This is a genomic window from Calothrix sp. UHCC 0171, from assembly GCF_034931845.1.
In the GTDB taxonomy this organism is placed as follows: Bacteria; Cyanobacteriota; Cyanobacteriia; order Cyanobacteriales; family Nostocaceae; genus Brunnivagina.
Genome location: NZ_JAYGHN010000006.1, coordinates 157,197 through 181,902, shown reverse-complemented (window position 1 = coordinate 181,902; position 24,706 = coordinate 157,197). Strand labels below are relative to the sequence as shown.

Below are 24,706 nucleotides of genomic sequence, written 5' to 3'. Positions count from 1 at the left end.
TTCTATGGGTCTAAATGAAGGCAACTTTTCAGCAAATGTCAAGTATTTCTGTGGGTAATCTTAAGAATTAAACCAACGTGATGAAATGCTAAGACATTCTGATGTTGTCGTAATGACTTAATTTTCCAGCTAAAGAACCTTGGATGCTGAGGATTGTTGATTATGGGTCAATTTTAAGGTGTGGGAATGTTAAATGGTTGAGAATTAAAGGTGGGAATTAAAATTGAGAATTTAGATTGTTGGTGAGTTTTTCATACAAAACACATACAGCAAAAAATTAGCTATTAGCTATTAGCTACTAGTTATTAGCTATTAACAATTTTGCTAAAACTACGATCGCACACTTGAGATTGGCGATCGCTTAATTGATGCATTGATTTGGTTAAATCAAGCATGAGATGATTTGCATTTTTTTTGAGACAATCACCAGCATAATCAGCAACCGCAATTGGTTTACCGATTTGAATATGTACATTTGTCCCCCAACTGGGGTTAGTCTGGCTGTAATCAATGCTCATGGGGAGAATATGCGCTCCCAAGCCAGAATGAGTCATTTCCGCCTTTAAAGCCAAACGGGAAATTCCTGGTTTGAGGGAGTGAAGCTTGCCTTTGCGAATTCCGCCTTCGGGAAAAATAACTAGCATTTCACCATTCACAAGTAAGTCTACGGCATGGCGAAGGGTAGTGATTGATGGACGTTTAGGATTCACAGGAAACCCACCCAAACGGCGAATAAACCATCCTTGCAAGCCATGACATTCTGTGACTGTCACCATAAATCGGAGGTCTCGCCCAGTGACACAGCGTCCTGCTGCATAGGGAACTAACATGGCATCCCAACGGGAACGATGGGTGGGTGCAAGAATTACGGGACAGTTTTTGGGGATGTTCTCCTGTCCGGCGATCGTAATTCTTCCAAAGAACAAAGGCAAAATCACATGACGACCCAACAAATACGCCAAAGAACTGAGCCAAGGAGAAATTCGTGAAGTGAAATTAGCCGCAACTACGGGATTAGCAGCACTTTCGGCAAGTTCATTGTTGATAGTTGGAAAATGGCACCTGTCTGAAGAAAAGTGAAATTGAATCATAACGGCGGCTGCTAATTGTTGGGTTAAGATGTGATGAAAACTTTGATTAGATACACCGTAGATTTTCTTCCCTAACTTTTGTTACACCAACTGGACAGTTTTACCTCTGTCCTTTAGGTTGTACTATGTCGCCGATTGGCAAACCACTCTTGTAACTGCTGGCGGCAACTTGACTCCAGGATGCCTCCAATGACACGTAATTTATGATTGGAAGCAGCACTGTCAGGAATATTCGCAACTGTTCGCACTGCACCGGTTTTGGCATCATCTACTCCATAGACGAGAAGTCCAACACGAGCTTGTACTATCGCCCCTGCACACATTGGACAGGGTTCTAGAGTTACGTAGAGAGTACATCCCTGCAAGCGCCAACTTTGTGATTGTTTTGCCGCCGCTCTCAGGGCTACAATCTCCGCATGTGCCGTAGGGTCACAGTCGCGTTCTTTGCGGTTTTCTCCTTCTGCTATCAAATCCCAATTGGAATTCACAATAACAGCACCTACAGGAATATCACCCGCATCACCTGCGGATTTAGCTAATTGTAAAGCGTGACTCATCCATTGTCTATGTATCAGATATTCTGAATATTTAAGTGACATCTTGAGAACACAGGTCGGTTAAACTATCATTAGACAAGGGATACAGGCTATTATACCTGGCAATTTGAACCGAGAGAGTTAAGTAAGCGCAGCAATATTTTATAAAAATTTTATACTCTGGCTCCTAAATATCCAATCCCTTATTCTCCAATCAACAACAAATCAAGTTGTCCTTTGGTGTCGAGTGCATACAACTCATCGCAACCGCCAATATGTTGGTTATTAATAAAAATCTGCGGTACTGTGCGGCAATTGTTAGCACGTTCTGACATTTGGGTGCGGGCTGCTTCATCACCATCAATTTTGTATTCAGTAAAATTTGCGCCTTTCCACCACAGCAACATTTTGGCACGGATGCAGTAAGGACAAGTCTGCCAAGTATAAATTTCGATATTTGCTTTGATGCGATCGCGACCTAGAAGCGAATTCACAAAATTGATCATTGTCGAAATAGTTTCCAAGGGATTTATTACAGTTAATTTTATGTGAATGTGGCTAGTCTTTTTTCGAGTTCAAACAGGCTTTTTCCACAAAATTTAGAGATGTGCTTCTCAAATTGGTAATAATATACTAAGAACGGTTAGAAAATGAACTTCTCAAAATGCTATTAGCATTTATTTATAGGTCTTGTAGATAATCGCTATAGGCGTAGCCTTCTCGTAGAGTACAGCTAATAGCAACCGCTCCCACTATACTAATCAATGCCATCATCACATTGATTCAGCTAGGTAAGCAGATAATGTTAAACCCGATGAAGAAGCTTGAAGATAGGTAGTCAAGTGAATAGGAACAATTTCTAATATCCTTGACAAAATTCAGATTTAACAAACGAGATATAAACTACTTTTCGTTATATTGTAAAAGCTACGGTAAATATCAAAAATCAAGCGATCGCTTGATTGAGAACAGAAAAATTATCGAGTTAAAGTAGGTAGCTGTAACGGCAGCCTTCAGAGAACCAGAACTATTATCAGACATTTTCAGGTCAAACTATAGAAGAGTAATGCATCGAAATAACAAGAACAAACCGTTCCTCGACAACCAACAACCAAGAATTCAGTAAAGCTTTGTATCGCGCATCGTAAAGATTAGTTTATTGATGTATCCGCCCTTTGGTAGACTTGAAAACTGAAATGGCTGTTGGAAACGACGCAAAATCAAGCAATTGAGAGGGCAGACTCCGTGGAAAATACTCTTGGGTTAGAAATTATTGAGGTAGTTGAGCAAGCAGCGATCGCTTCTGCTCGTTGGATGGGTAAGGGTGAAAAGAATATTGCGGACGAAGTTGCCGTCGAAGCGATGCGCGAACGCATGAATAAAATTTACATGCGCGGACGCATTGTGATTGGTGAAGGAGAACGGGACGATGCCCCCATGCTTTACATTGGTGAAGAAGTGGGTATCTGTTCTCGTTCAGATGCCAAAGATTTTTGTAACCCCGATGAATTAGTCGAAATTGACATTGCTGTTGACCCCTGCGAAGGTACAAACCTGGTAGCATACGGTCAACCTGGTTCAATGGCTGTATTGGCAATTTCTGAAAAAGGTGGTTTGTTTGCGGCACCAGATTTCTACATGAAGAAATTGGCTGCTCCTCCGGCTGCAAAAGGCAAAGTTGACATCAACAAATCTGCTACCGAAAACTTAAAGATTTTATCTGAGTGTCTCAACCGTTCCATCGATGAATTGGTTGTCGTCGTCATGAAACGCGATCGCCACAATGATTTAATCAAGGAAATTCGCCAAGCAGGAGCTAGAGTCCAGTTGATTTCTGATGGTGACGTAGGTGCTGCCGTATCCTGTGGCTTTGCTGGTACTAATATTCACTGTTTGATGGGTATTGGTGCGGCTCCTGAAGGCGTGATTTCGGCTGCGGCGATGCGTGCTTTAGGAGGACATTTCCAAGGACAGCTGATTTACGATCCAGAAGTGGTCAAAACTGGTTTGATTGGTGAGAGCAAGCAAGCTAACCTCGACCGTTTAAGTTCAATGGGTATCAATGATCCCGATAAAGTTTATAACGCTAATGAATTAGCATCGGGTGAAAACGTTTTATTTGCCGCTTGTGGCATCACCTCCGGTAATTTAATGCAAGGTGTTCGTTTCTTCCACGGAGGGGCGAGAACTCAAAGTTTGGTAATTTCGAGCCAATCGAAAACTGCCCGCTTTGTGGATACGATTCATATGTCAGAAGAATCGAAAATTATCCAACTGCATTAATGTGATAACTAGGGACTAGGGCAACGGGTAGGGGCAAAAGGGTAAGGAAAGGAGCAAACAGCTTGTCATACTGCCCTGAGGGCAAAAGCAACGAACATAAGTAATTCGTAGTTACTTATGTTCACTACCCAATGCCCTGTTCCCCATCACCAATGCCAAATTCCCAATTCCCAATTACAAAACACTGTTAGGAATTACAATTTAGCAGATGAATATAGCAGTAGTAGGTTTAAGTCATAAAACCGCGACAGTTGAAGTCCGGGAAAAATTAAGTATCCCAGAAGCCCAAGTCGAAGGTGCGATCGCCCAACTTCTCAGTTATCCTCACATTGAAGAAGTTGCCATTCTCAGCACTTGTAACCGCTTGGAAATTTATATTGTTGCCCACGAAACCGAACTGGGAATTCGTGAAGTGACACAATTTCTCTCTGAGCATAGTAAACTGCCCGTGAACTTGTTGCGATCGCATTTATTTGTGCTGCTCCACCAAGACGCTGTTATGCACCTGATGCGTGTTGCTGGCGGTTTGGATAGCCTAGTCCTGGGTGAAGGTCAAATCCTAGCTCAAGTCAAAAATACCCACAAACTAGGGCAACAATTCAACGGTATTAAAACAATTTTAAATCGATTATTTAAGCAAGCACTTACAGCTGGAAAACGTGTACGTACAGAAACTAGCATTGGTACAGGTGCTGTTTCCATCAGTTCGGCGGCGGTAGAACTGGCGCATATGCAGGTCGAAGATATACGCGCTTGTGCGATCGGTATTCTCGGTGCCGGCAAAATGTCACGGTTACTTGTACAACATTTAGTCTCTAAGGGGGCTACACAAATTTGTATTGTTAACCGCTCCCTAGGACGCGCCCAAGAGCTTGCTAAACAGTTCTCGGAATATCCAATTCGGACCCATGTCCTCACGGAAATGATGACAGTAGTTTCCGAATGTGACATGGTATTTACCAGCACTTCGGCAACAGAACCAATTCTCGATCGCGCCAAATTAGAAATGGTTATTGAACCCAGTCGTCGTCTGATGTTGTTCGACATTTCTGTGCCACGCAATGTCCATACTGATGTCAATGAACTTGAACATGTACAAGCATTTAATGTTGATGACTTAAAGGCTGTAGTCGCCCAAAACCAAGAAAGTCGGCGGAAAATGGCACAGGAAGCAGAAGGGCTTTTGGAAGAAGAAGTGGAAGCTTTCGATATTTGGTGGCGGAGTTTGGAAACTGTAACTACCATTAGCTGTCTGCGAAATAAAATTGAAACCATTCGCGAACAGGAATTAGAAAAAGCACTATCACGTTTGGGTTCAGAATTTGGTGACAAACATCAAGAAGTCATCGAAGCCTTAACCAGAGGCATCGTTAACAAAATTTTACACGACCCAATGGTGCAGCTGCGCGCCCAACAGGATGTAGAAGCAAGGCGTAAATGTATGCAAGCACTGCAAATGTTGTTTAATTTGGATGTAGAGGAAATATTTAGTTAATGGTTAATATCCTGATCTCGAATTATTTGTAAAAATTAATATCCCCGATTTTTTCAGAAGTCGGGGATATCAACGCAACAATTCCAAATATGATGAAGCGAAGCTTACGAGTGATATTAATGCTGTTGGGTGTGTGGCTAATTTTTGACTTGGTTTCGCGCCTCACAGTAGAAATCTTATGGTTTCGTGAAGTTGGATATTTGCAAGTTTTTTGGTTACGCTTAAGCACAAAGATATGGCTGTGGATAGGTGGATTTTTTAGTGCAGCTAGTTTTTTGCTATGTAATTTTCTTGTTGCCAAACGCTTGAAGTATGGTGAGAGTGGCAAAAAGATAAATAAAATTTCCGTCCCCATTACTAATTCCCCCTCAACAACTGCCAATCCTCCCTCAGGACTGAGATTACCCTTGCTGCTACCGATTGTGATGATTCTCAGTGGCATGGCAGCTTTAGTAGTGGTTTATTACAGCCAAGAAGCTTTGGGAATTTGGCAACCAAACCTAGAGTTACCGACAAGGAAACTGGGCTTATTCCCGCAATTACCATCAATTGTGGAGTTTTTGGGGTTAAAGGAAATTTCTTTCTCCATTGTGCCAGTCGGTTTATGTTTATTCATAATGCTGGCAATTCTGCTATTTCATGAATTGAGTTTATATGCTTCTGGATTTTTCTTAAGCTTCTTACTCGCATTTATTTTTTCAACTTACTGGGATAAATTTTTACAATTTTTTCAGAGAATTAGCTTCAATCAAAATGAACCCTTATTTCATCTTGATATTAGCTTTTACGTCTTTTCCTTACCGATTTTAGAACTGCTACAAGCTTTTCTCCTAGGAATTTTTTTATACAGTATTGCCGCAGTCGCTCTAATTTACTTACGTTCAGCAAATAGCGTCAGCGAAGGAAGCTTTCCCGGTTTTTCAATATTGCAACGACTGCATTTAGACAGCTTAGGTTGTCTATTGATGCTTTCTATCGCCTTACGGTACTGGTTGTTGCGTTACTCCCTACTTTTTTCTCAACGTGGGGTGAATTATGGTGCCAGCTTCACATCCGTCAACGTTCAGCTACCAATTTATACCGCACTAACTTGGTTAGCAGTTGCGATCGCATTTTATCTGCTGCTACGAGTATTTAATTTGTATAAAATTGCCAAACGCAAAGAAACACAGGGAAGAAGAACTCGCTCTTCTTTACGTCTTCCCCTCTCCGTATCTCCCTCTTTCCACTACCCCCGGCATCTCATCTATTTTCTCGCTGCATATTTCACAATTGCTGGTGCATCTGGGGAAATCCTACCTTCGTTGGTACAGCGCTTTTTCGTCCAACCGAATGAACTTGCCCAAGAAACCCCCTATATCAAACGTACCATCGCTTTAACTCGCCAAGCATTTAACTTAGACAAGATTGAAACCGAAACTTTTGCACCACAAGGAACGCTGACGGCTGCTGACTTAGCCAATAATGACTCAACAATTCGCAATATTCGACTTTGGGATGTACGCCCGTTGTTGGATGCAAACCGACAATTGCAGCAAATTCGACCTTATTACAAATTCCCCGATGCAGATATTGATCGCTACACATTAGCTAGAGATGGGGGCAGCGAGAGACAGCAAACAATTATTGCAGCCAGGGAGTTAGATTCTACAGGTTTACCAGCACAAGCACAGACCTGGTTAAACCAACATTTAATTTACACACATGGTTACGGGTTTACACTGAGTCCAGTTAATAGTATTGGTGTGGGAGGTTTACCGAATTACTATGTTCAGGATATTGGAGTCGATCCGGCTGGTAAACAAGGTTCTTTGAAGTTATCGAGTGAAGCCATCCGGGCGAGTATTCCCATTGGGCAACCGCGTATTTATTATGGTGAAATTACGAATAACTATGTGATGACGGGGACAAAAACCAAAGAACTCGACTATCCCAGTGGTGGAGATAATGTTTACAACGTTTATGATGGTAGGGGAGGAGTTTCAATTCGCTCAGGATGGCGAAAGTTAGTTTTTGCTGAATATCTTAAAGATTGGCAAATGTTACTGACGCGGAATTTTACCCCACAAACTAAAGTCCTATTTCGTCGCAACATTAAAGCCAGAGTGCGAGCGATCGCACCATTTTTACGTTATGATAGCGACCCTTACTTAGTAGCTGCTGATGGTGGTGGAACTACCCAAAGTGGGGAGAATAATTATTTATATTGGATTATAGATGCTTATACCACGAGCGATCGCTATCCTTATTCGGAACCGGGTAACGATAAATTTAATTACATCCGCAATTCTGTCAAAGTTGTTGTTGATGCCTACAATGGTAGTGTAAAGTTCTATGTTGCTGATGGCAACGACCCTATAATTACCTCCCTAACTAAAATCTTCCCCAATCTTTTTCAACCGCTCGATGCGATTCCCCCCAGTCTCCGCAGCCATATTCGCTATCCCTTAGATTTATTTACTGTCCAAACCGAACGCTTGCGAACCTATCACATGACTGATCCGCAAGTATTCTATAATCGCGAAGACCTCTGGGAAATACCGAAGGAAATTTATGGTAGTAAACCCCGTCCAGTCGAACCCTATTACCTAATTACAGAATTACCCACCGCAAACAGCGCAGAATTTATCTTGCTGTTACCTTTTACCCCCACACAGCGACCAAATTTAATTGCTTGGCTAGCTGCACGTTCTGATGGCAAAGAGTACGGAAAATTACTGCTATACGAATTTCCCAAGCAGCAGTTAGTTTATGGACAAGAGCAAATCGAAGCACTAATAAATCAAGACCCCGCAATTTCACAACAAATCACCCTCTGGAATCGGGAAGGCTCACGAGTTATCCAAGGTAATTTGTTAATAATTCCCATTGAACAATCTCTACTTTACGTCGAACCTTTATATTTAGAAGCTGAAAAAAATAGTGTTCCAACTTTGGTGCGAGTCATCGTCGTCTACCAAAACCGCATTGTGATGGCTGAAACCTTAGAACAAGCACTAGCTGCGATTTTCCAGCCGAATCAACCGACAACTCCCCCAATTATTAGTCCTTTGCAGTCATAAAAAAAGCCTAATTGCAACTTGTCTGGACAACAACATATTTCTAATTAGATCAGCATCAATTACATTAATGATTTCAATAGATTAGAGGCTTAATCAATAGCATAGATATTTTACTTAATGACAAGCACAATCATGCAGTCACTTTTAAGATATTAATGATTCAATTATGAATTACTTATCTTTTGAGTTTTAGGAAAACTGCAAATTTGATTGAGTAAGTGCTGATTTAATGGTTTTGAATGTCGAAATGTAAAGAACTACTTAAGAACTTAATTGACCTTAGGAAAAGACTAGAAAATAGACAATTAATCCCTAAAAAATAACAGAAAGCCAAACATAATGCTGTACAAAAGGAGGACAGCACTGCAAATTAGATGCAGTTCTAATTCGATATTTATCGAATTGGGAATACCCAAGTATGAATAATGAAAAATTTGAAATTTTGCTGCGTTTTTTTAAAGTTTTAGCAGATGAAAGTCGCCTAAAAATTGTCGGAATTTTGGCAAACCAAGAATGCAGTGTTGAAGAATTAGCAGCACTTCTGCAATTAAAAGAGCCAACAATATCACACCATCTATCGAGATTAAAAGAATTAAGTTTAGTGCGGATGCGCCCAGATGGGAACGCTCATTTATATCAATTAGATAATGATGCATTACAAGCTATCAGTAAGGAAATATTTACTCCTGAGAAAATAGCTTCTTTAGTGGAGAATGTAAATACGGAAGCCTGGGAAAACAAAGTTCTCAAAACTTATATTGAAGGAGATTTACAAAACTCCCAAGAACCTCAAATAATTAAGGAAATCCCAGCTAGTCGAAAAAAGCGGTTTGTGATTCTTAAATGGCTAGTAAGTAAGTTTGATATTGGTGTTAATTATCCAGAGCGTGCTGTCAATGAAATTATCAAACGACATCATCCCGACAGTGCCACATTGCGACGTGAATTAGTGGGTTATCAGTTGATGAACCGAGTAGAGGGAGTTTATTATCGAATTCTCCAAAAATAAGATGACGCTATTTCTACTATTACAGGACTTAAGCAACTGTCAAAAGCAATGGTGCGGCTACGCCGCATCGAGCGCCAAACAACCTAAAAGGCAAACATGGGAATATTGGGACTTTTTAGTTGTTGAACTAAATAATCTGACAATAATCCATGCTTAATTTGATAAATTGTTTGACCACTTTTATAAGCTAAATCTTTTAAGTCTAAGCCAGACTAAAATAGCATGGGCAATATGATTTCTTTGAATGCGACCTGACGACATTGACATGATTTAATACCAGTCAATTCCCTTGAATTACACCATGCTCGTTGCCAGGGCAGTTCGACGCGTAAGTCCTGTTAAAAATTGATATTGGTAAGTGATCGCTCCCCTAGACTTCGCATATATTTTTACTTCTGAGGCTGTGTTTTTACTGAACCATTCATATTCTTGTTGAGCCACAATCAATACTAACAGTACCAGCTTAAACAGGGTAAAAATGCATGGAAAAAATCACAGATTCCAATATTCTCGAACTCGCCAAGCAAGGGGATACTAACGCAATTAATACTTTGGTATATGAGTGGTTAGGCTTAACAACTATTACAACCAAAACGAATCTCAAACAAGATTGCCTCCAGATAATGCTGGAATCAACAGAAGTACCAGAACAGCAGTCAGTAGTTCGTGTTATTCGTGATGGGTTAATCCCGTTAAGTCTTAAATCTGTGGCAAAAGTCAAGGTATTAGGACGGGAGACAGGAGAAGATTTCCCGGATTGGCAAGAAGAATTTGAACTCAAACATGAAATTGTGCAATCCAATCAGGATAGTCAATTATCTACACCACAGCCATCCTTGTTCAACTCGATTTTTGGAGCCATAGCTGAAGGAGCAGGTGCAGCTGGTGGTGTAATTATGGGTGCTTGTCAAAAAATTGCTCAGTTAGATGGAGTAATTACCAAAGAAGAAGCTCAGGTATTAACTTTAATTAAAAAAAAGTTAACCTGATTTTTGATGCTACTCAAATGCTACTCAAAATAGTGCGATCGCATTTGAGAATACTTACTGGGAGGGGTATTTATGGCTGTAACCAAAATTTGTAAGCAGTATAAGCCATCGTCACTACCCCTGTAAGGATTGCAGACTCATCCACTTCAAATAAAGGATGATGTAAAGGGTAATTATGGCTACGTTCTTTAAATCCAATACCCAAACGAAACATTGTACCGGGCGCATAGTCTAAATAAACAGAAAAATCTTCCGCACCGAGGGATGCTTCTGGTAAAACTTGAACGCGATCGCTTCCCCAAGCTTCTTCGGCGGATGCCTGTAATAACTGCGTCAAAGTATAGTCATTTTGGACGCTGGGTACGCCTTGATGATAATTAACTTGATATTTTGCACCATAAGAATCGCAAACACTCGCCACAATATTCTCAATCCACTGTGGTAAATTTGCCCGGGTTTCGGGATGTAAAGACCTTACCGTACCCCGCAACTCCACTTTATCGGCAATTATGTTTGGTGCGCGTCCCCCATTAATTTGTCCAATACTTAACACTACTGGACGCAAAGGATTCTGAGTTCGACTAATCGCCTGCTGTAAAGTCGTAATTACCTGGGAAGCAATCCAAATTGCATCCACAGCCTCATGGGGTCTAGCACCATGTCCCGACTCACCCAGAATCATAATCTCTAAATCATCCGCCGCCGCAGTCAAAGCCCCATAGCGCAACCCAACTGTTCCAGCTGCGATCGAAGGAAAAACATGCAATCCCAAAATTGCAGACACATTCTTCATCGCCCCATCCTTCACCATCCAACTTGCACCTTGGGCTATTTCCTCCGCCGGCTGAAACAAAAAACGGACTTTTCCCGGTAATTTTTCTTTTAAATCTGCCAAAACCATGGCAGTACCCAAGCCTACCGTCGCATGAATATCATGACCGCAAGCGTGCATTATTCCTTTTGTTTTGGAAGTAAAATCTAATCCGGTACGCTCTTCAATCGGTAAAGCATCCATATCCACACGGATAGCTAAGATGCGATTATCACTACCAGTCCCATCTAGTTCGCCAATGACACCAGTTTTGCCCACGCCCTCCTCCACATGCAAGCCATTCGACGACAAGACCCCAGCAACGAAAGCAGCCGTTTGATACTCTTGACCACTAAGTTCTGGGTGCGAATGTAAATGACGGCGAATTTCAATCAGGCGCGGCGCTAATTTTGTTGCTAAATCTTGAATATCGGTTAACATGGCTCAATTTTTCTACATACTTATTTCTCCATCATAGGAAGGAGTGAGGTACTGAGGTGTATATATTCTTAATTAATACTCAGCATTCACCACTCACCACTTTTCCATCGCGAAAAGCTAATAATTCACCCGGTTGAAATTGTGTCCAAACTTCATTATCTGTAAGTGGTGTGGTTGCAATTACTGCTACCCGGTCTTCAGGTGTGGTCAATTCCCGAAAATCGACAGTCAAATCTTCGTCGATTAAGTGTGCGGCGGCGAACGGTGCTTGACGGATAATATAACAAAGCTTGGTAGAACAATGGGCAAAGAAATAATCACCATCGGAAAATAAGTAATTAAAAACACCTACATTTGCCAAGGTTTTTGTAATCTCTTGTAATACTGGATATAGTTCTTCTAAACTCGGTTTTTTGTCAGGAAATTGCTTTCTTAATGTTTCTAAAATAACACAAAATGCTTTTTCACTATCAGTAGTACCAACAGGTTGATAAATACTTAAACCCTCTGGATTAAAGCCTGGTAAATCGCCATTATGGGCAAATACCCAATATCTTCCCCACAGTTCGCGCCGAAATGGGTGACAATTTTCGAGACTAATTTCCCCTTGAGTAGCTTTGCGGATGTGGGCAATAACGTGAGTTGAGTGAATGGGGTAGCGCCTGACAAGTGTGGCAATCGGAGATGTTATTGAGGATTTCGCGTCGAGTAAAATTCGACAGCCCTTGCCTTCAAAGAATGTAATTCCCCAACCATCTTTATGGTCGTCGGTTTTACCTCCCCTGGCACAAAATCCTTCAAAGGAGAAACAAATATCCGTTGGCACGTTGCAGTTCATACCCAGCAATTGACACATATTCAAGTTTTTATTTCAATGCTGCTAGTTTCCAGCTTAGTTCAGGATTGGTTAAACTTTTGGTGCGAATGCTGCAATCCTCAAGAATTCCCTCCAAAGTGCAAATATCAGAGTCCGATGTATTTTTTGTTGTATTTGGATGTGATAATGCTATGTACGGTTTTTTTTGATAAAACATTGTATAGCTAAAGATAAAGATAGTGATTATATACGTAGATGGGACAACAAACTAATAAGGTATTAAAACAATCTGGCGTAGTTCCGTATCGTGTCAATAACGGCTCACTTGAAGTTTTATTGATTACGACTCGCGATCGCCAAAGTTGGGTGATACCAAAAGGTGGGATTGTAAATAAAATGACTCCGCACGATTCTGCCGCCAAGGAGGCATGGGAAGAGGCTGGAGTAATTGGACAAGTTAATTCCAGTGAAATTGGTAGCTATAAATACCGCAAAAACGGTAAAACCTATCATGTGAAGATGTACACCCTTCCTGTCGAAAGGGAAAGCTATCAATTTCCGGAAGCTGGTAAGCGCTTTAAGCAGTGGGTTAAAGCCCATGAAGTTGGCAAACATGTCAAGAAATCATCACTTAAGCGTATCCTCAAACAGTTTGTGAACTCAATCGCGCTCTCATCCGCCAGTTGCCAGTAGTTTAATTTGTCGGGAGTCAGAATTAAAATCATCATCACCAATACAATGTAGGAGTTTGTATTCAATCAAATCGTTTCTTTAAATCTAGATACTGACTCCTACGTTGATTAATACAAATATTTCTACTCACCAAATCGAAAATTCTTCATTAGTAGTGATGTGAAAGGGACGCGATCGCATTAAACTAGTACGGTTGCACTCTGATGATGTGGGAATGTCCGATTTAATTTTATTTTGGCATCGTCGCGATTTACGCATTACCGACAATACAGGATTGGCGGCGGCGCGAGAACAAACTCGTAAAGTTGTCGGCATATTTTGCCTAGACTCCAATATTTTGCCAGGTGATGATATTGCTCCTGTGCGCGTAGCCTACATGATGGGTTGTTTGCGATCGCTACAAAAACGGTATGCTGAGGTTGGTAGTCAGTTATTGATTTTGCGTGGCAATCCTACCCAAGCTATACCCCAATTAGCAGCAGCTTTGGGAGCCAAGGGTTTGTTTTGGAATTGGGATGTGGAACCTTATTCCCAAGAACGGGACAGGCTAATTATTGCGGCTTTGCAAGAAAAGGGGATTCGATTTCTCAATCAAAATTGGGATCAAGTTTTGAATGCACCGGATGAAATTCGCACGGGTACAAATTCTATTTACACTGTGTACACGCCTTTCTGGAAAAATTGGAGTAGTAAACCCAAAGCCAAACCTGTCGCCCCATTGGTGGATGCAGAGGGTTTAACAGCAGTGGAAATGGAACTTGCCCAGGCAAATGGAGTGATTGAATTACCGACTGCGAAGGATTTGGGATTTATTTGGGATGGGGATTTTGTGATTGCACCTGGGGAAGTTGCAGCACAGGAAAGGTTAGAGGAATTTTCGGCAACTGCGATTAATTCATACCAAGAAGATCGTAATTTCCCGGCAATAGATGGGACATCGAGATTGAGTGCGGCTTTGAAGTTTGGGGTAATTGGGATTCGCACTGTCTGGCAAGCCACCATCGAGGCAATGGAAAATAGTCGCAGTGACGAAACTGCCACCGCCATCCGTACCTGGCAGCAGGAACTTGCCTGGAGAGAGTTTTACCAACATGCTATGTATAATTTTCCAGAACTTGCTGAGGGAGCATTCCGCGACATCTTCAAAAACTTCCCTTGGCAAAGTAATGATCAATATTATCAAGCTTGGTGCGAAGGGAGAACGGGATACCCAATAGTTGATGCAGCCATGCGACAGTTAAATGAAATCGGGTGGATGCATAATCGTTGTCGGATGATTGTCGCCAGTTTTTTGACTAAAGACTTGTTGCTGAATCCGCGTTTGGGAGAAAAATATTTTATGCAAAGATTGATTGACGGGGATTTATCGGCAAATAATGGAGGTTGGCAGTGGAGTGCCTCAAGTGGAATGGATCCCAAACCTGTGCGTATTTTTAATCCTGCCAGTCAAGCTCAGAAATTTGATGCTGATGGTGAATATATACGTCAATGGGTGCCGGAGTTAGCTTCTGTAGAGACAGGAGATTTATTAACAGGCAATATTACACCTTTGGAACGGGAGGCTTTAGGTTATCCGGCTCCAATAGTAGACCATAAACAACAACAGAAAATTTTTAAAGATAAGTATCAGCAGCAAAAAAGTGCCAATTTGGTGTAGATGCAGGAACGGAGATAAAGACTTCCCTAGGAATCAGATAAAAATAAGTAGTGCAAGCGTCTCGCTTGCTATTTCCCAAAGGTGGGCTTTTCGGCTCCGGAGTTTTCCGTGATATCATGTTCGGCTAATCACTTACAATTAAAATTTCTCCGCGTCCCCGCGTCCCCGCGTCTCTTAGTCTCCGTGTCAGTCTTAATAATAAGTATTCAACCGGACATGATATGAAGAACATCTCCCCGGAAACCCCTCTCCACACTACTTGTTCAATTTATTTTTACACGAATACTTATCTTTTCCCCTCCCTCTTGGCAGTCAAATCAAGTCAAGATTTTAGATACATTAACATACTCACCACTCTCAAGCTGCAATCATGGAATTCAAGATGATGAAGATGATTGAATCGCCTCTGCTACCCAACTTTTCAAAGTCGCTACTACTTCCTCAACTGCAACTTCTTGTGCTTCCTTAGTTGCCCTTTTAACGACTTCCACTTTACCATTTGCCAATGCTTTGCCAGTCACAATTCTAAAGGGAATGCCAATTAAATCGGCATCTTTAAACTTAACACCAGCGCGTTCATTGCGATCATCAAGCATTGTCTCCACACCCACTTGATTTAATTCCTTGTAGAGTTTTTCCGCCGTTTCTACCTGTTGGGCATCATTAATATTGGGGATACAAATAATTGCGTGATAAGGTGCGATCGCGACTGGAAAAATTATCCCATCTTTATCGTAGGATTGTTCTACTGCCGATTGTGCCAGTCGAGAAACTCCCACACCATAACAACCCATCACTAAGGGTTTTTCTTCACCTTGTTCGTTAGTGTAGGTTGCCCCCATTGCTAGGGAATACTTAGTTCCTAGTTGAAATATATGTCCAACTTCGATACCACGGGCACTTTGAATTATTTGCTGAATATCATGTACTGCCCTATCTCCAGGTCTGGCTTTACGTATATCTACTACTAATTCAGGTAATTTAATTTGCTGATTCCAGTTAGCTCCAACAACGTGATAACCAGATGCATTTGCACCGGTGACAAAATTCTCTAAATCTATGACAGTGCGATCGGCTAAACGCAGGAACTTTGGCGCAATATCCTTGCTAGATTGAATATAATCATCCTCAATATCTGGCGCTACATAACCTAAAGGTAAAGCTTTTGCTGCCCATTTCCCTTGAGCTTCGGTATCGGGCACAGTCAGGCTCAGAATTGTATTTGCACCGTACTGCGAAGCCTGTTTTGTCAATTCATTGATTAATTTAACTTCATTAACTTCTTGGTCACCACGGATGCTGACTAATACCAGTACCGTCATCCCATTATCGTAGGTAGCTTGATAAAGTACATTTTTAACAACATTGGTAGGGGAACATTTGAGGAAACGACAGAGTTTTTCAATCGTATCGGTGCCTGGAGTTTCCCGTTTTTCATAATTTGTAAAGGGTGAAGCTTCCACATCCGCAGGTAAGGAAATTGCCTTTTCCACGTTTGCAGCATATTTCCCATCCTCAGTGTATAAAACCTCGTCTTCCCCAGCTTCTGCAAGCACCATAAACTCAGTTGAACCCGAACCACCGATCGCACCAGAATCAGCTTCTACAGGGCGAAATTTCAAGCCACTACGACGCAGCATATTACTGTATGCCTGGTACATATCTTGATAGGTTTTCTTCAGGCTTTCCTCGTCAGCGTGGAATGAGTACCCATCCTTCATAATAAATTCCCGTCCGCGCATTAACCCAAAGCGAGGGCGAATTTCATCACGGAATTTAGTTTGAATTTGATAGAGGTGCTGGGGTAGCTGACGATAGGATTTAATCATATCCCGCGCCACGTAAGTAATTACTTCCTCGTGAGTAGGTCCCAATGCTACCTGTTGTTCACGTCTGTCTGTCAATGCAAACATGATACCTTCCGCTTTGGTATACGTATCCCAGCGTCCCGACTCTTTCCACAATTCCGCCGGTTGTAATTGCGGTAAAAGGCATTCTTGCGCGCCAGTGGCATTCATTTCCTCACGCACAATCTGGGATACTTTTTGCAGTACCCGCCACATTAACGGCAGATACGCATAGACACCAGCCCCGATGCGACGAATATAACCTGCGCGAAGGAGTAATTTGTGACTGGGGATTTCCGCATCTGCGGGGTCATCTCTCAGTGTGACGAATAGCATTTGTGACAGTCGCATCCTTGTCCTCTTTTCAGTTAAAGTAATTTCGTTCTCGGTTAAGTTTAAAACTAAAAGTTAAGAAGTGAGTCAGAGACAAAGGACAAATAGAGTATAGATAATTTTCTTCGCCTCTTCCCTTCTCCCCATTACCCGCTTTCCATTCCTATTCCCATTCTCCATTACCAATTTTATGTATCAAGCACAGCCACCCCTCGAATTTATCCAACCAAAATATAATCCTTGGTTTTTGCGTCTAGCACATCTGATGTTACCTTTGTGGATGCGATCGCAAACTGCACTCACTACTGTAGAGGCAGAGAATGTTGAGGTGTTGACGGATTTATATAGCCAGTTTCAAGCGGGAAAAATCCGCTTTATGTTAGCATTTCGTCACCCGAAAATCGATGATCCCGTTGCTTTGGGTTATTTTTTTGCCCGGATAGTACCCGAAGTGGCGCGACAACAAAAGATTAAGTTTACCAAACCAATCCACGCCCATTTCATCTATGACAGAGGCATTCCCCTGTGGGCGGGTGAGTATGTTGCCTGGATAGCGCAAAATTTAGCGGGGACACCGATTCAGCGAGGTAAAGCTGATTGGACGGGTTTGAAAAGTGCTAGAGATTTGTTTGCAAATGGGATGTTCCCGATGGCTGCGGCTCCAGAGGGGGCTACCAATGGTTTAAGTGAGATAGTTAGCCCGTTAGAACCGGGAATTGCCCAAATGGGGTTTTGGTGTGCTGAAGACTTGCAGAAAGCTGGACGCAGTGAAGAAGTGCTAATTCTCCCCGTGGGGATTAAATATAGTTATGTTGAAAACCCTTGGAAAGCGATCGCAAATTTATTGACTGAGTTGGAACTAAAAAGTGGTTTACCGAATTTTTCCCAAGCTGCTGGTGTTGATGGGGAAGCAAGTGATTTGCTCTATATGCGTTTGTTACGTTTGGCAGACCATTTATTAACAATTATGGAGAATTTTTACAATAAGTTTTATCGTTGCCAATTGGCAAGTAATGGGGAAATGCCTCGCGATCCAAATCAAGCGATCGCCATGCGTTTGCAAGCTGTCTTAAATGAAATCTTAAAAGTAGCAGAAGCTTATTTTAATTTACAACCCAAAGGTTCATTAACTGATCGATGTCGGCGTGTGGAACAAGCAGGTTGGAATTGCATTTTTAGAGAAGAATTTAAAGATATTAAATCATTATCAGCAGTGGAAAAAGGCTTAGGCGATCGCATTGCTGATGAGGCGAATATGCATATGTGGCATATGCGTTTGGTCGAAAGTTTTGTGGCGGTTACTGGTGAATATGTACGCGAAAATCCTAGCCCTGAACGTTTTTCGGAAACTCTATTAATCTTATGGCAAATGGTGGCAAGAATTACGGGAGAAAATACTTCTAAGCGCCCCGATTTAGGTAAGCAAAAAGCAAAAATAACTATTGGTCAACCAATATGTGTTTCGGAAAGATATTCGACGTATAAAGGTAATCGTCAAGGAGCAAAACAAGCTGTTGCTGATTTAACCAAGGACATGCAAATAGCATTGGAAAAATTAATTTAATTTTGATTTATTAACACCCCCATTTGTATTACCCTAAATTACCAACTTGGCTATATTTAGCAACTAATGTCGCCAGCAATGGTAAATCAATGGGTTTACAAATGTATTCATCAAAACCAGCATTCAGACAAATTTCGCGATCGCCTTTCATTGCCATGGCGGTTTGCGCTATGACTATAATATCCTGATATTCTTTGTGTTCGCGTAATTGCTTAATTAAATTCAAGCCATTACCATCAGACAAATATATATCCATCAGAATTATTGCCGGATATTGTGCCGATAAACTTTGCCACATTTCCGCCGCATTTTTTACCCAAGTAACTTGATAACCTAATTTTCCCAGATAGGTTTGCATTAACTGTGCATTGAGTAAATCATCCTCAACTAACAAAATTTTTGGCGAATGGGCAGGGGAAATTAAGGGTGGCAGGGATAAGTAAATGTGAGGATTACTAGAATCCTCAGAACAATCAGCATTCTGATTCTCAATATCCTCGGCTTTTTTCACACTCTCTGCTAATAATTCCCCGCCAGGATAAAGCGGCAACACAACCGTAAACCGTGAACCCTGATTCACTTCAGATTCAACTTCAACATAGCCACCATGAAGTTCGGCTAATTTCCGTGTGACAGCCAAACCCAAACCTGTACCTTCATCACGCCCAACTAAAGCATTAGCAATTTGGGAATAGGGTTGAAATAGTTCACATTGATGTTCCTTGGGTATACCCGTACCTGTATCCCAAACGACAAAATGTACAAATCCGTTATGGTGCTTAACTTGCAAACCTACGGTTCCCTTTTGGGTAAATTTCAATGCATTAAATAACAAATTTAATAGCATTTGCTTGAGTCGCAACGAGTCAGCCGTGAGTGTCGTCACATCTGGCTCTAACTCTAACCGCATCTGCAAACCCTTGTTAGCGGCTTTTTCCTTAACTAATGCAAAAACAGTTCGACATAGTACCGGTAAATCAACCGCTTCCAGCTGCACTTCCATTTGATTAGCTTCAATTTTTGATAAATCCAAAATATCGTTAATCAAAGCCAGTAAATGCTTGCCACTAGACTGGATAATATTTAAATATTCTTGATGCCGAGCGCGATTTGGTTCAAAACCTTGAACGGATAATAAATGTGTGAAACCCAGAATCGAACTTAGTGGTGTCCGGATTTCATGACTGGTATTTGCCAAAAACTGATTTTTAATCTGGTTGGTACGCTGAAGTTCCTGATTAAAGCTTTCTAAATGCTGACATACTTGCTGTAGGGATTGTGTTTGTCTGATTTGTGTTAATGCGGCAACACAACGCTCAATCGCCTGCTGAATAAATTGCGGTAGTTTATTGTTAACATCTTTGCTAGCATCAGCTAAATTTTCATCATTGACAATATGTGGGCGAGAGGCAACAATCAACCATCCGAGAATATTTTCAGAACCAACAGCAATTGGAAAGGCAGCAGGGGGTTCCTGCATTGTCAAAGATTGTAAATCTTCTAAATCAATAATTTCTTCAAGCTGGAAATATAATTTCTGTTTTGATTTCAGCATCAGAGGCGAACTTGGGGAATTCAACTCTAATGATGAGGAAATATAAGCAATTTTACTCTTTGTTTCGCCAATTTGCGACAATGCGATCGCAACTTTTACTTGATCTGGAATTGTGGCGATTTGTGACGACACTCCTAAAGAATGTATCGCCAATTGACTAGAATTTAAAACATCGCTGAGTTCGTCAACCACCACTTGAAAAATTTCGGCTTCAGTCTCCCCCGAAGGCTGCAAGTTTTGATTTACAGCAGAAACCAAACATTCATTAAAGCGAGACTGTAACTTATTCAAGCCACGTTCTAATAGCAGTTCGGCACGTAATTGCGGAACTGTCAGAGAAAGTGTTGGCGTTTCATCAACTTGTAGGTTTTTTTCTGGTAGGCTTGAATACTGCTGCATGGTCAACTCGACCGTCGGACGAATATAATCTCGCACAAAAGCGCAATAGTTCCTGTGTATACTAACGCACCATTATATCTATATTTATCGGTTAAAACTGAAAGTGTCAAATATAACTGAGAACTTAACCTATCTACTGTACCAAATTATATGCAAAAAGCAGCAATAACACTGAGATGTCATTAAACTTTAACAACTAATTAATGACTTGAGAATCACCGCATCTAATACCAATTCTCCAAAAGAAAATCACAGATGGAGAGACACGGAGATTGATTTTATGTATGCCAGATTTTGGAGAAACGATACAAGTGGTCGTGTAAAAATAAATTGAACAGTAGTGTGAGCGTCTCGCTCACGCGGGCTTTCCGTCCCCGGAGTTTCCGTGAAGAATATCTCCCCGGAAACTTCTCTTCGCACTACCAAAAACCCCTCAAAACAAAATTGACAGACTACTAGATAGAAAAAACGCAGGGGCGGGAAAAAACATGTTTCCTCATCCCTGCGACAGAGTCACTTTCCGCATCACAATAGCTGCGCGAATTTAACCCTCAAAAAACTTTCCACAAACTAGACAATAATGTGGAAATAGTATGCTGCTACCAAAAAGTTGATAGCTAACAGCAGGATTGCCCAAGCAGTACGGAAAGTATAAGGGGGTTTCGGACCGGGATTTGGGACATCTTGACCAACTGTAGGTGCCATTTTGATCAACTCCTAACTTTAAGAACTTCTTTAGAAATACCAAACAGCTGCCCCTATTGCCTATTTTCGTAAAAAATATTTTTAATGGGAATGGAAAAGATGATTTCCAGAGGAGGTGGGTAACGGAAAATATGCCTCATCTCAACTCCTCATATCAAGTCTGGCTAATTAGTTATCATCAATTTTTCTTTGCGTCAGCCTAAGTAGGTCGGTGTTAAAAACTGTCGTTATGACAAGGCAGGAGGCAGAGGACAGAAGGCAGAAGGCAGAAGGGAAGAGGGTTTTAGGTAATTTTACTTTTCGTTATATACTACTCTGCGAGAAGCCGCTCCGCGTCTACGGTTTATTTGCGCCGTTCTACTTATCTCCCCGTCTCCGCGTCGATTTGATTGCAATTATTTAGGCTAACCTAATATCACTCCTCCCCAGCATGGTAGGAACTACGAACTAAAGGAGCCGAACGGACATGGGTAAATCCCATTTCTTGAGCCACAACAGCAAATTCCGCAAATTCTGCCGGTGTCCAATACTTTTGTACTGGTAAATGTTCTAAGGATGGACGCATGTATTGACCGATAGTTAAGCGATCGCATCCTACCCGACGTAAGTCTACCATTGTCTCAATCACTTCGGCACTGGTTTCTCCATGTCCCAACATCAATCCTGACTTGGTGGGAATTGTGGAATCGATATCTTTAACGGTTTGCAAAACTAAAAGTGAGCGTTCATATTTAGCCCCACGTCGAACACGATTGGTTAAACGTCTTACTGTTTCAATATTGTGATTAAAGCAAGCTGGTTTTGCCTGTGCGATCGCTTGAATGCGCTGCATATCTCCATAGAAATCAGGAGTCAGAACTTCTATTTGCACACCTGGGTTGAACTCGCGGATTTTGGCGATCGTTTTCACAAAATGTCCTGCACCTTGATCCGCTAAATCATCCCGCGCTACTGAAGTGAGGACAACATAACGTAATCCTAAAAGCTGTACAGCCTCCGCTACCTTCTGTGGTTCCTCCTCATCAATCGGCATTGGCGCATGTCCCTTATCAACTTGACAAAAAGCGCAAGACCTGGTGCAGGTTGGTCCCATCAACAAAAAAGTTGCCGTTTTTTGGGCATAACATTCTCCACGATTTGGGCAGCGCCCTTCTTCACAAATCGTATGAATTTGGCGCTGTTTGATTATTTGCTGCACCGTTGACAGTTCGCTGGCTTTACCAATTGGACGACGCAGCCAAGCAGGCATCGCCATAATTTCCGATTTTAGTTCTGACTTAAGTTCCGACTTTAGTTCTGTGTTAGAGGACATGGTTAATGGAATAGCTACTGCTGAGAGGAAGATATTAGGCATTTATTGCCAAGTTGTTTATTAATTGTCTATTAATATTATTCATTCTCCCTTGTCTTCCTTATTTCCCTCTTCATCATCTGGTCAAAATTTTCATAATTGCCTGTACATACTGCGAGTGGCTACTGAATCCCGTCATTAAATTTACTGAAAAATCACATGTAAATACTGAGTCAAAGATTTACAAATTAGTTACATTTCCTAGAATCTACTATCCCCCAATCAATATAAATATTGGATATAGTGGGGTGATTCATTCATTGTTAAGGCGATCGCGCCATCTAAACCTAAATTATCTGTTAGAGTAAACAGTCGTGGCAAGTAACAAAATTCTAGTTATCGATGACACCACAGTTGTCAGGGTAAAAGTACGAGAAATGTTACCTCCGGGGAATTTCCAAGTTTTGGAAGCAAAGGACGGCATTGAGGGGTTGAAATTAATCCAACAGGAAAAATTTAGCCTGATTATGCTGGACTTTCTGTTACCAAAAATGAGTGGATGGGAGGTATTCCAACAAATTCAAGCGCAAGCAGACCTGAGGAAAATTCCCTTAGTCGTTATGTCTGGTCGCAAAGAAGAGGTGACAGAAAAAATTTCCGAACCCTTCGAGTATTTCGAGTTTCTGGGGAAGCCCTTTGATCAAAAACAGCTGATTAGTGCCATTAAAGCAGCAATGGCAAAGGCAAAACTGCCCCGTCAAGAGATATCCCAAATTACCGTAAGTACGAGTGAAGTTTCTAATGGAGTTGAAGGCTCAACTTCTGCGGCTGAAATTCAAGCATTAAATGACAAAGTTGTGAAGATGCAAGCAGAAATCGATAGTTTGAAGAAACAATTAGCCCAAGTTGTCACCTTTATTAAACAAAAAATCAAATAACCTTCGCTGAACTATTTATGTTCACAACAAAATTATCAAAGCCTGCATGTGCAGGCTTTTTGTTTAAGTTGAAATTTGCAAACTCATTTCCAATACCAAAAAATAAAAAACCCGGCGGAACCGGGCAGATGCACTGTTTGTCGAATTTTAGTTGTTTAAAAAAACTATTTGTTAAGTTCGCAAGTTAAAGGACATGCTGCATAAACACTTGTCTGCAATTGTTCAGCCTCTCCATTTAACCAGTTTAACCATTTAACATCACTGGGATGGACTCCTTTTGCAGTCAACACACCTGCGCCAATTACCACCGCCATCACATTAAAGAGAATCAATCCACCTGCAACTAGCAAAACTGCGCTAGCAGGCATCACCGATTGTAAAACCATTGACAACAAACATCCAACCGTAGCCATCAAAACAACTAATGGAAAACCAACAACCAACAAGCATACTGCCAATGTAAAAGTCCAGATCAAGAAGCTTTTTAAAACTTGCAAGGAATAGGTTTTTCCGAAATCGGATGCTTGAGATAATGCCATGACTTTATTCTCCCTAATTACACAGCAAATACTGAAATTTAAGCAATTAATTAAGCAATCAATTTGAATCGTTTCGTCTGCGATCCCGACCGGGGATCAACACCCTTGTAAAAATTTAGTATATATAAACCTCTTATAAAGATGAGCATTTCTTTAATAAACTTTACATTCTTTTTATTTGCTAATAAATAAATGCTTAGTCCTAATTTGTTTAATGCAAAGCTTCCTGCCATCTATCTGAGGATATAGAAGTCCAAAAGCAGGAAATGATTCAGCCGATTTTACAGGCACTATTGGCGATCGCCTTAACATTTCTTATGGAAAAAGCCCTTGCTTCTCATAAAAGTCAAAATATTTGATTGATACTTCTACGTCCAGGCAAAAACTAAGATCAATCACTTTTATCCCTGGAAGTATGGATGGAAAAATCAGCTTTTGACAGAGATAAGAAGCTCTTGATAAATGGCAATAAAAGCCGAAAAAATCTCTTTTTCTACGGTTAAGAAAGTGAGAATTCTAACTATTGTTTGTAAAGAATTCAAAATATTTCCGTAAATTATGACTTCTCTCGTAAGTGTAACACAGGTATTAAAAATATTTTATACATTCAAATCACCGTTTTATTACTGAATATACTTATTGATGCAGTTA

At 41.1% G+C, this 24,706-nt stretch carries 19 protein-coding genes; 9 read left to right on the top strand and 10 right to left on the bottom strand.

Going from position 1 to position 24,706, the window contains the following annotated elements:
* Nucleotides 1-305: 305 nt before the first annotated feature.
* The 3 genes from VB733_RS07275 to grxC all read right to left on the bottom strand — a co-directional run bounded on the left by VB733_RS07275 (nucleotide 306) and on the right by grxC (nucleotide 2,133).
* On the bottom strand, nucleotides 306-1,091 hold the full coding sequence (locus tag VB733_RS07275) for a 1-acyl-sn-glycerol-3-phosphate acyltransferase (protein WP_323339413.1): 786 nt from the start codon (nucleotides 1,089-1,091) through the stop codon (nucleotides 306-308).
* Between the two features lie 113 nt (nucleotides 1,092-1,204).
* Entirely contained in the window at nucleotides 1,205-1,690 is a 486-nt protein-coding gene (gene tadA / locus VB733_RS07270) for a tRNA adenosine(34) deaminase TadA (protein WP_323339412.1), read from the bottom strand.
* A gap of 140 nt (nucleotides 1,691-1,830) precedes the next feature.
* Entirely contained in the window at nucleotides 1,831-2,133 is a 303-nt protein-coding gene (grxC, locus tag VB733_RS07265) for a glutaredoxin 3 (protein ID WP_323339411.1), read from the bottom strand.
* Between the two features lie 739 nt (nucleotides 2,134-2,872).
* Here grxC and glpX point away from each other — a divergent pair.
* From glpX to VB733_RS07240, 5 genes are all read left to right on the top strand, one after another.
* Nucleotides 2,873-3,910, top strand: a complete 1,038-nt coding sequence (gene glpX, locus VB733_RS07260; RefSeq protein ID WP_323339410.1) for a class II fructose-bisphosphatase — start codon at nucleotides 2,873-2,875, stop codon at nucleotides 3,908-3,910.
* A 208-nt stretch (nucleotides 3,911-4,118) separates the two neighbouring features.
* Nucleotides 4,119-5,405 carry a glutamyl-tRNA reductase gene (locus tag VB733_RS07255; protein WP_323339409.1) on the top strand — a complete coding sequence of 429 codons (1,287 nt, stop codon included), beginning with the start codon at nucleotides 4,119-4,121 and terminating at the stop codon, nucleotides 5,403-5,405.
* A gap of 92 nt (nucleotides 5,406-5,497) precedes the next feature.
* On the top strand, nucleotides 5,498-8,467 hold the full coding sequence (locus VB733_RS07250; RefSeq protein WP_323339441.1) for a UPF0182 family protein: 2,970 nt from the start codon (nucleotides 5,498-5,500) through the stop codon (nucleotides 8,465-8,467).
* Nucleotides 8,468-8,885: 418 nt separating this feature from the next.
* Entirely contained in the window at nucleotides 8,886-9,476 is a 591-nt protein-coding gene (locus VB733_RS07245) for a metalloregulator ArsR/SmtB family transcription factor (protein ID WP_323339408.1), read from the top strand.
* Nucleotides 9,477-9,958: 482 nt separating this feature from the next.
* A complete protein-coding gene (locus VB733_RS07240) occupies nucleotides 9,959-10,465 on the top strand; it encodes a hypothetical protein (RefSeq protein ID WP_323339407.1) in 507 nt (168 codons plus the stop codon).
* Nucleotides 10,466-10,535: 70 nt separating this feature from the next.
* Here the strand turns inward: VB733_RS07240 and VB733_RS07235 are convergent, their stop codons facing one another.
* Both VB733_RS07235 and VB733_RS07230 read right to left on the bottom strand, forming a co-directional pair.
* The gene (locus tag VB733_RS07235; protein ID WP_323339406.1) at nucleotides 10,536-11,717 is read right to left on the bottom strand and encodes a M20 family metallopeptidase; all 1,182 of its coding nucleotides are present in this window, start codon (nucleotides 11,715-11,717) and stop codon (nucleotides 10,536-10,538) included.
* 79 nt (nucleotides 11,718-11,796) lie between these two features.
* Entirely contained in the window at nucleotides 11,797-12,573 is a 777-nt protein-coding gene (locus VB733_RS07230) for a class II glutamine amidotransferase (RefSeq protein WP_323339405.1), read from the bottom strand.
* Nucleotides 12,574-12,789: 216 nt separating this feature from the next.
* Here VB733_RS07230 and VB733_RS07225 point away from each other — a divergent pair, with 216 nt between their 5' ends.
* Both VB733_RS07225 and VB733_RS07220 read left to right on the top strand, forming a co-directional pair.
* A complete protein-coding gene (locus tag VB733_RS07225; RefSeq protein WP_323339404.1) occupies nucleotides 12,790-13,227 on the top strand; it encodes an NUDIX hydrolase in 438 nt (145 codons plus the stop codon).
* A 214-nt stretch (nucleotides 13,228-13,441) separates the two neighbouring features.
* Nucleotides 13,442-14,884 carry an FAD-binding domain-containing protein gene (locus VB733_RS07220; protein ID WP_323339403.1) on the top strand — a complete coding sequence of 481 codons (1,443 nt, stop codon included), beginning with the start codon at nucleotides 13,442-13,444 and terminating at the stop codon, nucleotides 14,882-14,884.
* Between the two features lie 377 nt (nucleotides 14,885-15,261).
* Here VB733_RS07220 and proS read toward each other — a convergent pair whose 3' ends face one another.
* Nucleotides 15,262-17,082, bottom strand: coding sequence for a proline--tRNA ligase (gene proS, locus VB733_RS07215; RefSeq protein WP_323339402.1), 1,821 nt, complete (start codon nucleotides 17,080-17,082; stop codon nucleotides 15,262-15,264).
* Between the two features lie 172 nt (nucleotides 17,083-17,254).
* Between proS and VB733_RS07210 the strand changes: the two genes are divergently transcribed.
* A complete protein-coding gene (locus tag VB733_RS07210) occupies nucleotides 17,255-18,628 on the top strand; it encodes a 1-acyl-sn-glycerol-3-phosphate acyltransferase (protein ID WP_323339401.1) in 1,374 nt (457 codons plus the stop codon).
* 28 nt (nucleotides 18,629-18,656) lie between these two features.
* Here VB733_RS07210 and hrmK read toward each other — a convergent pair whose 3' ends face one another.
* The 3 genes from hrmK to lipA all read right to left on the bottom strand — a co-directional run bounded on the left by hrmK (nucleotide 18,657) and on the right by lipA (nucleotide 22,599).
* A complete protein-coding gene (gene hrmK / locus VB733_RS07205; protein WP_323339400.1) occupies nucleotides 18,657-20,582 on the bottom strand; it encodes a hybrid histidine kinase/response regulator HrmK in 1,926 nt (641 codons plus the stop codon).
* 570 nt (nucleotides 20,583-21,152) lie between these two features.
* On the bottom strand, nucleotides 21,153-21,287 hold the full coding sequence (locus tag VB733_RS07200) for a photosystem I protein PsaX (protein WP_096615466.1): 135 nt from the start codon (nucleotides 21,285-21,287) through the stop codon (nucleotides 21,153-21,155).
* A 415-nt stretch (nucleotides 21,288-21,702) separates the two neighbouring features.
* Nucleotides 21,703-22,599 (bottom strand): lipoyl synthase, encoded by an 897-nt coding sequence (gene lipA / locus VB733_RS07195; protein ID WP_323339399.1) that lies wholly within the window; start codon nucleotides 22,597-22,599, stop codon nucleotides 21,703-21,705.
* Between the two features lie 353 nt (nucleotides 22,600-22,952).
* Here lipA and VB733_RS07190 point away from each other — a divergent pair, with 353 nt between their 5' ends.
* Nucleotides 22,953-23,516 (top strand): response regulator, encoded by a 564-nt coding sequence (locus VB733_RS07190; RefSeq protein ID WP_323339398.1) that lies wholly within the window; start codon nucleotides 22,953-22,955, stop codon nucleotides 23,514-23,516.
* 164 nt (nucleotides 23,517-23,680) lie between these two features.
* Here the strand turns inward: VB733_RS07190 and VB733_RS07185 are convergent, their stop codons facing one another.
* Nucleotides 23,681-24,055, bottom strand: a complete 375-nt coding sequence (locus tag VB733_RS07185; RefSeq protein ID WP_323339397.1) for a hypothetical protein — start codon at nucleotides 24,053-24,055, stop codon at nucleotides 23,681-23,683.
* Between the last annotated feature and the right edge of the window lie 651 nt (nucleotides 24,056-24,706).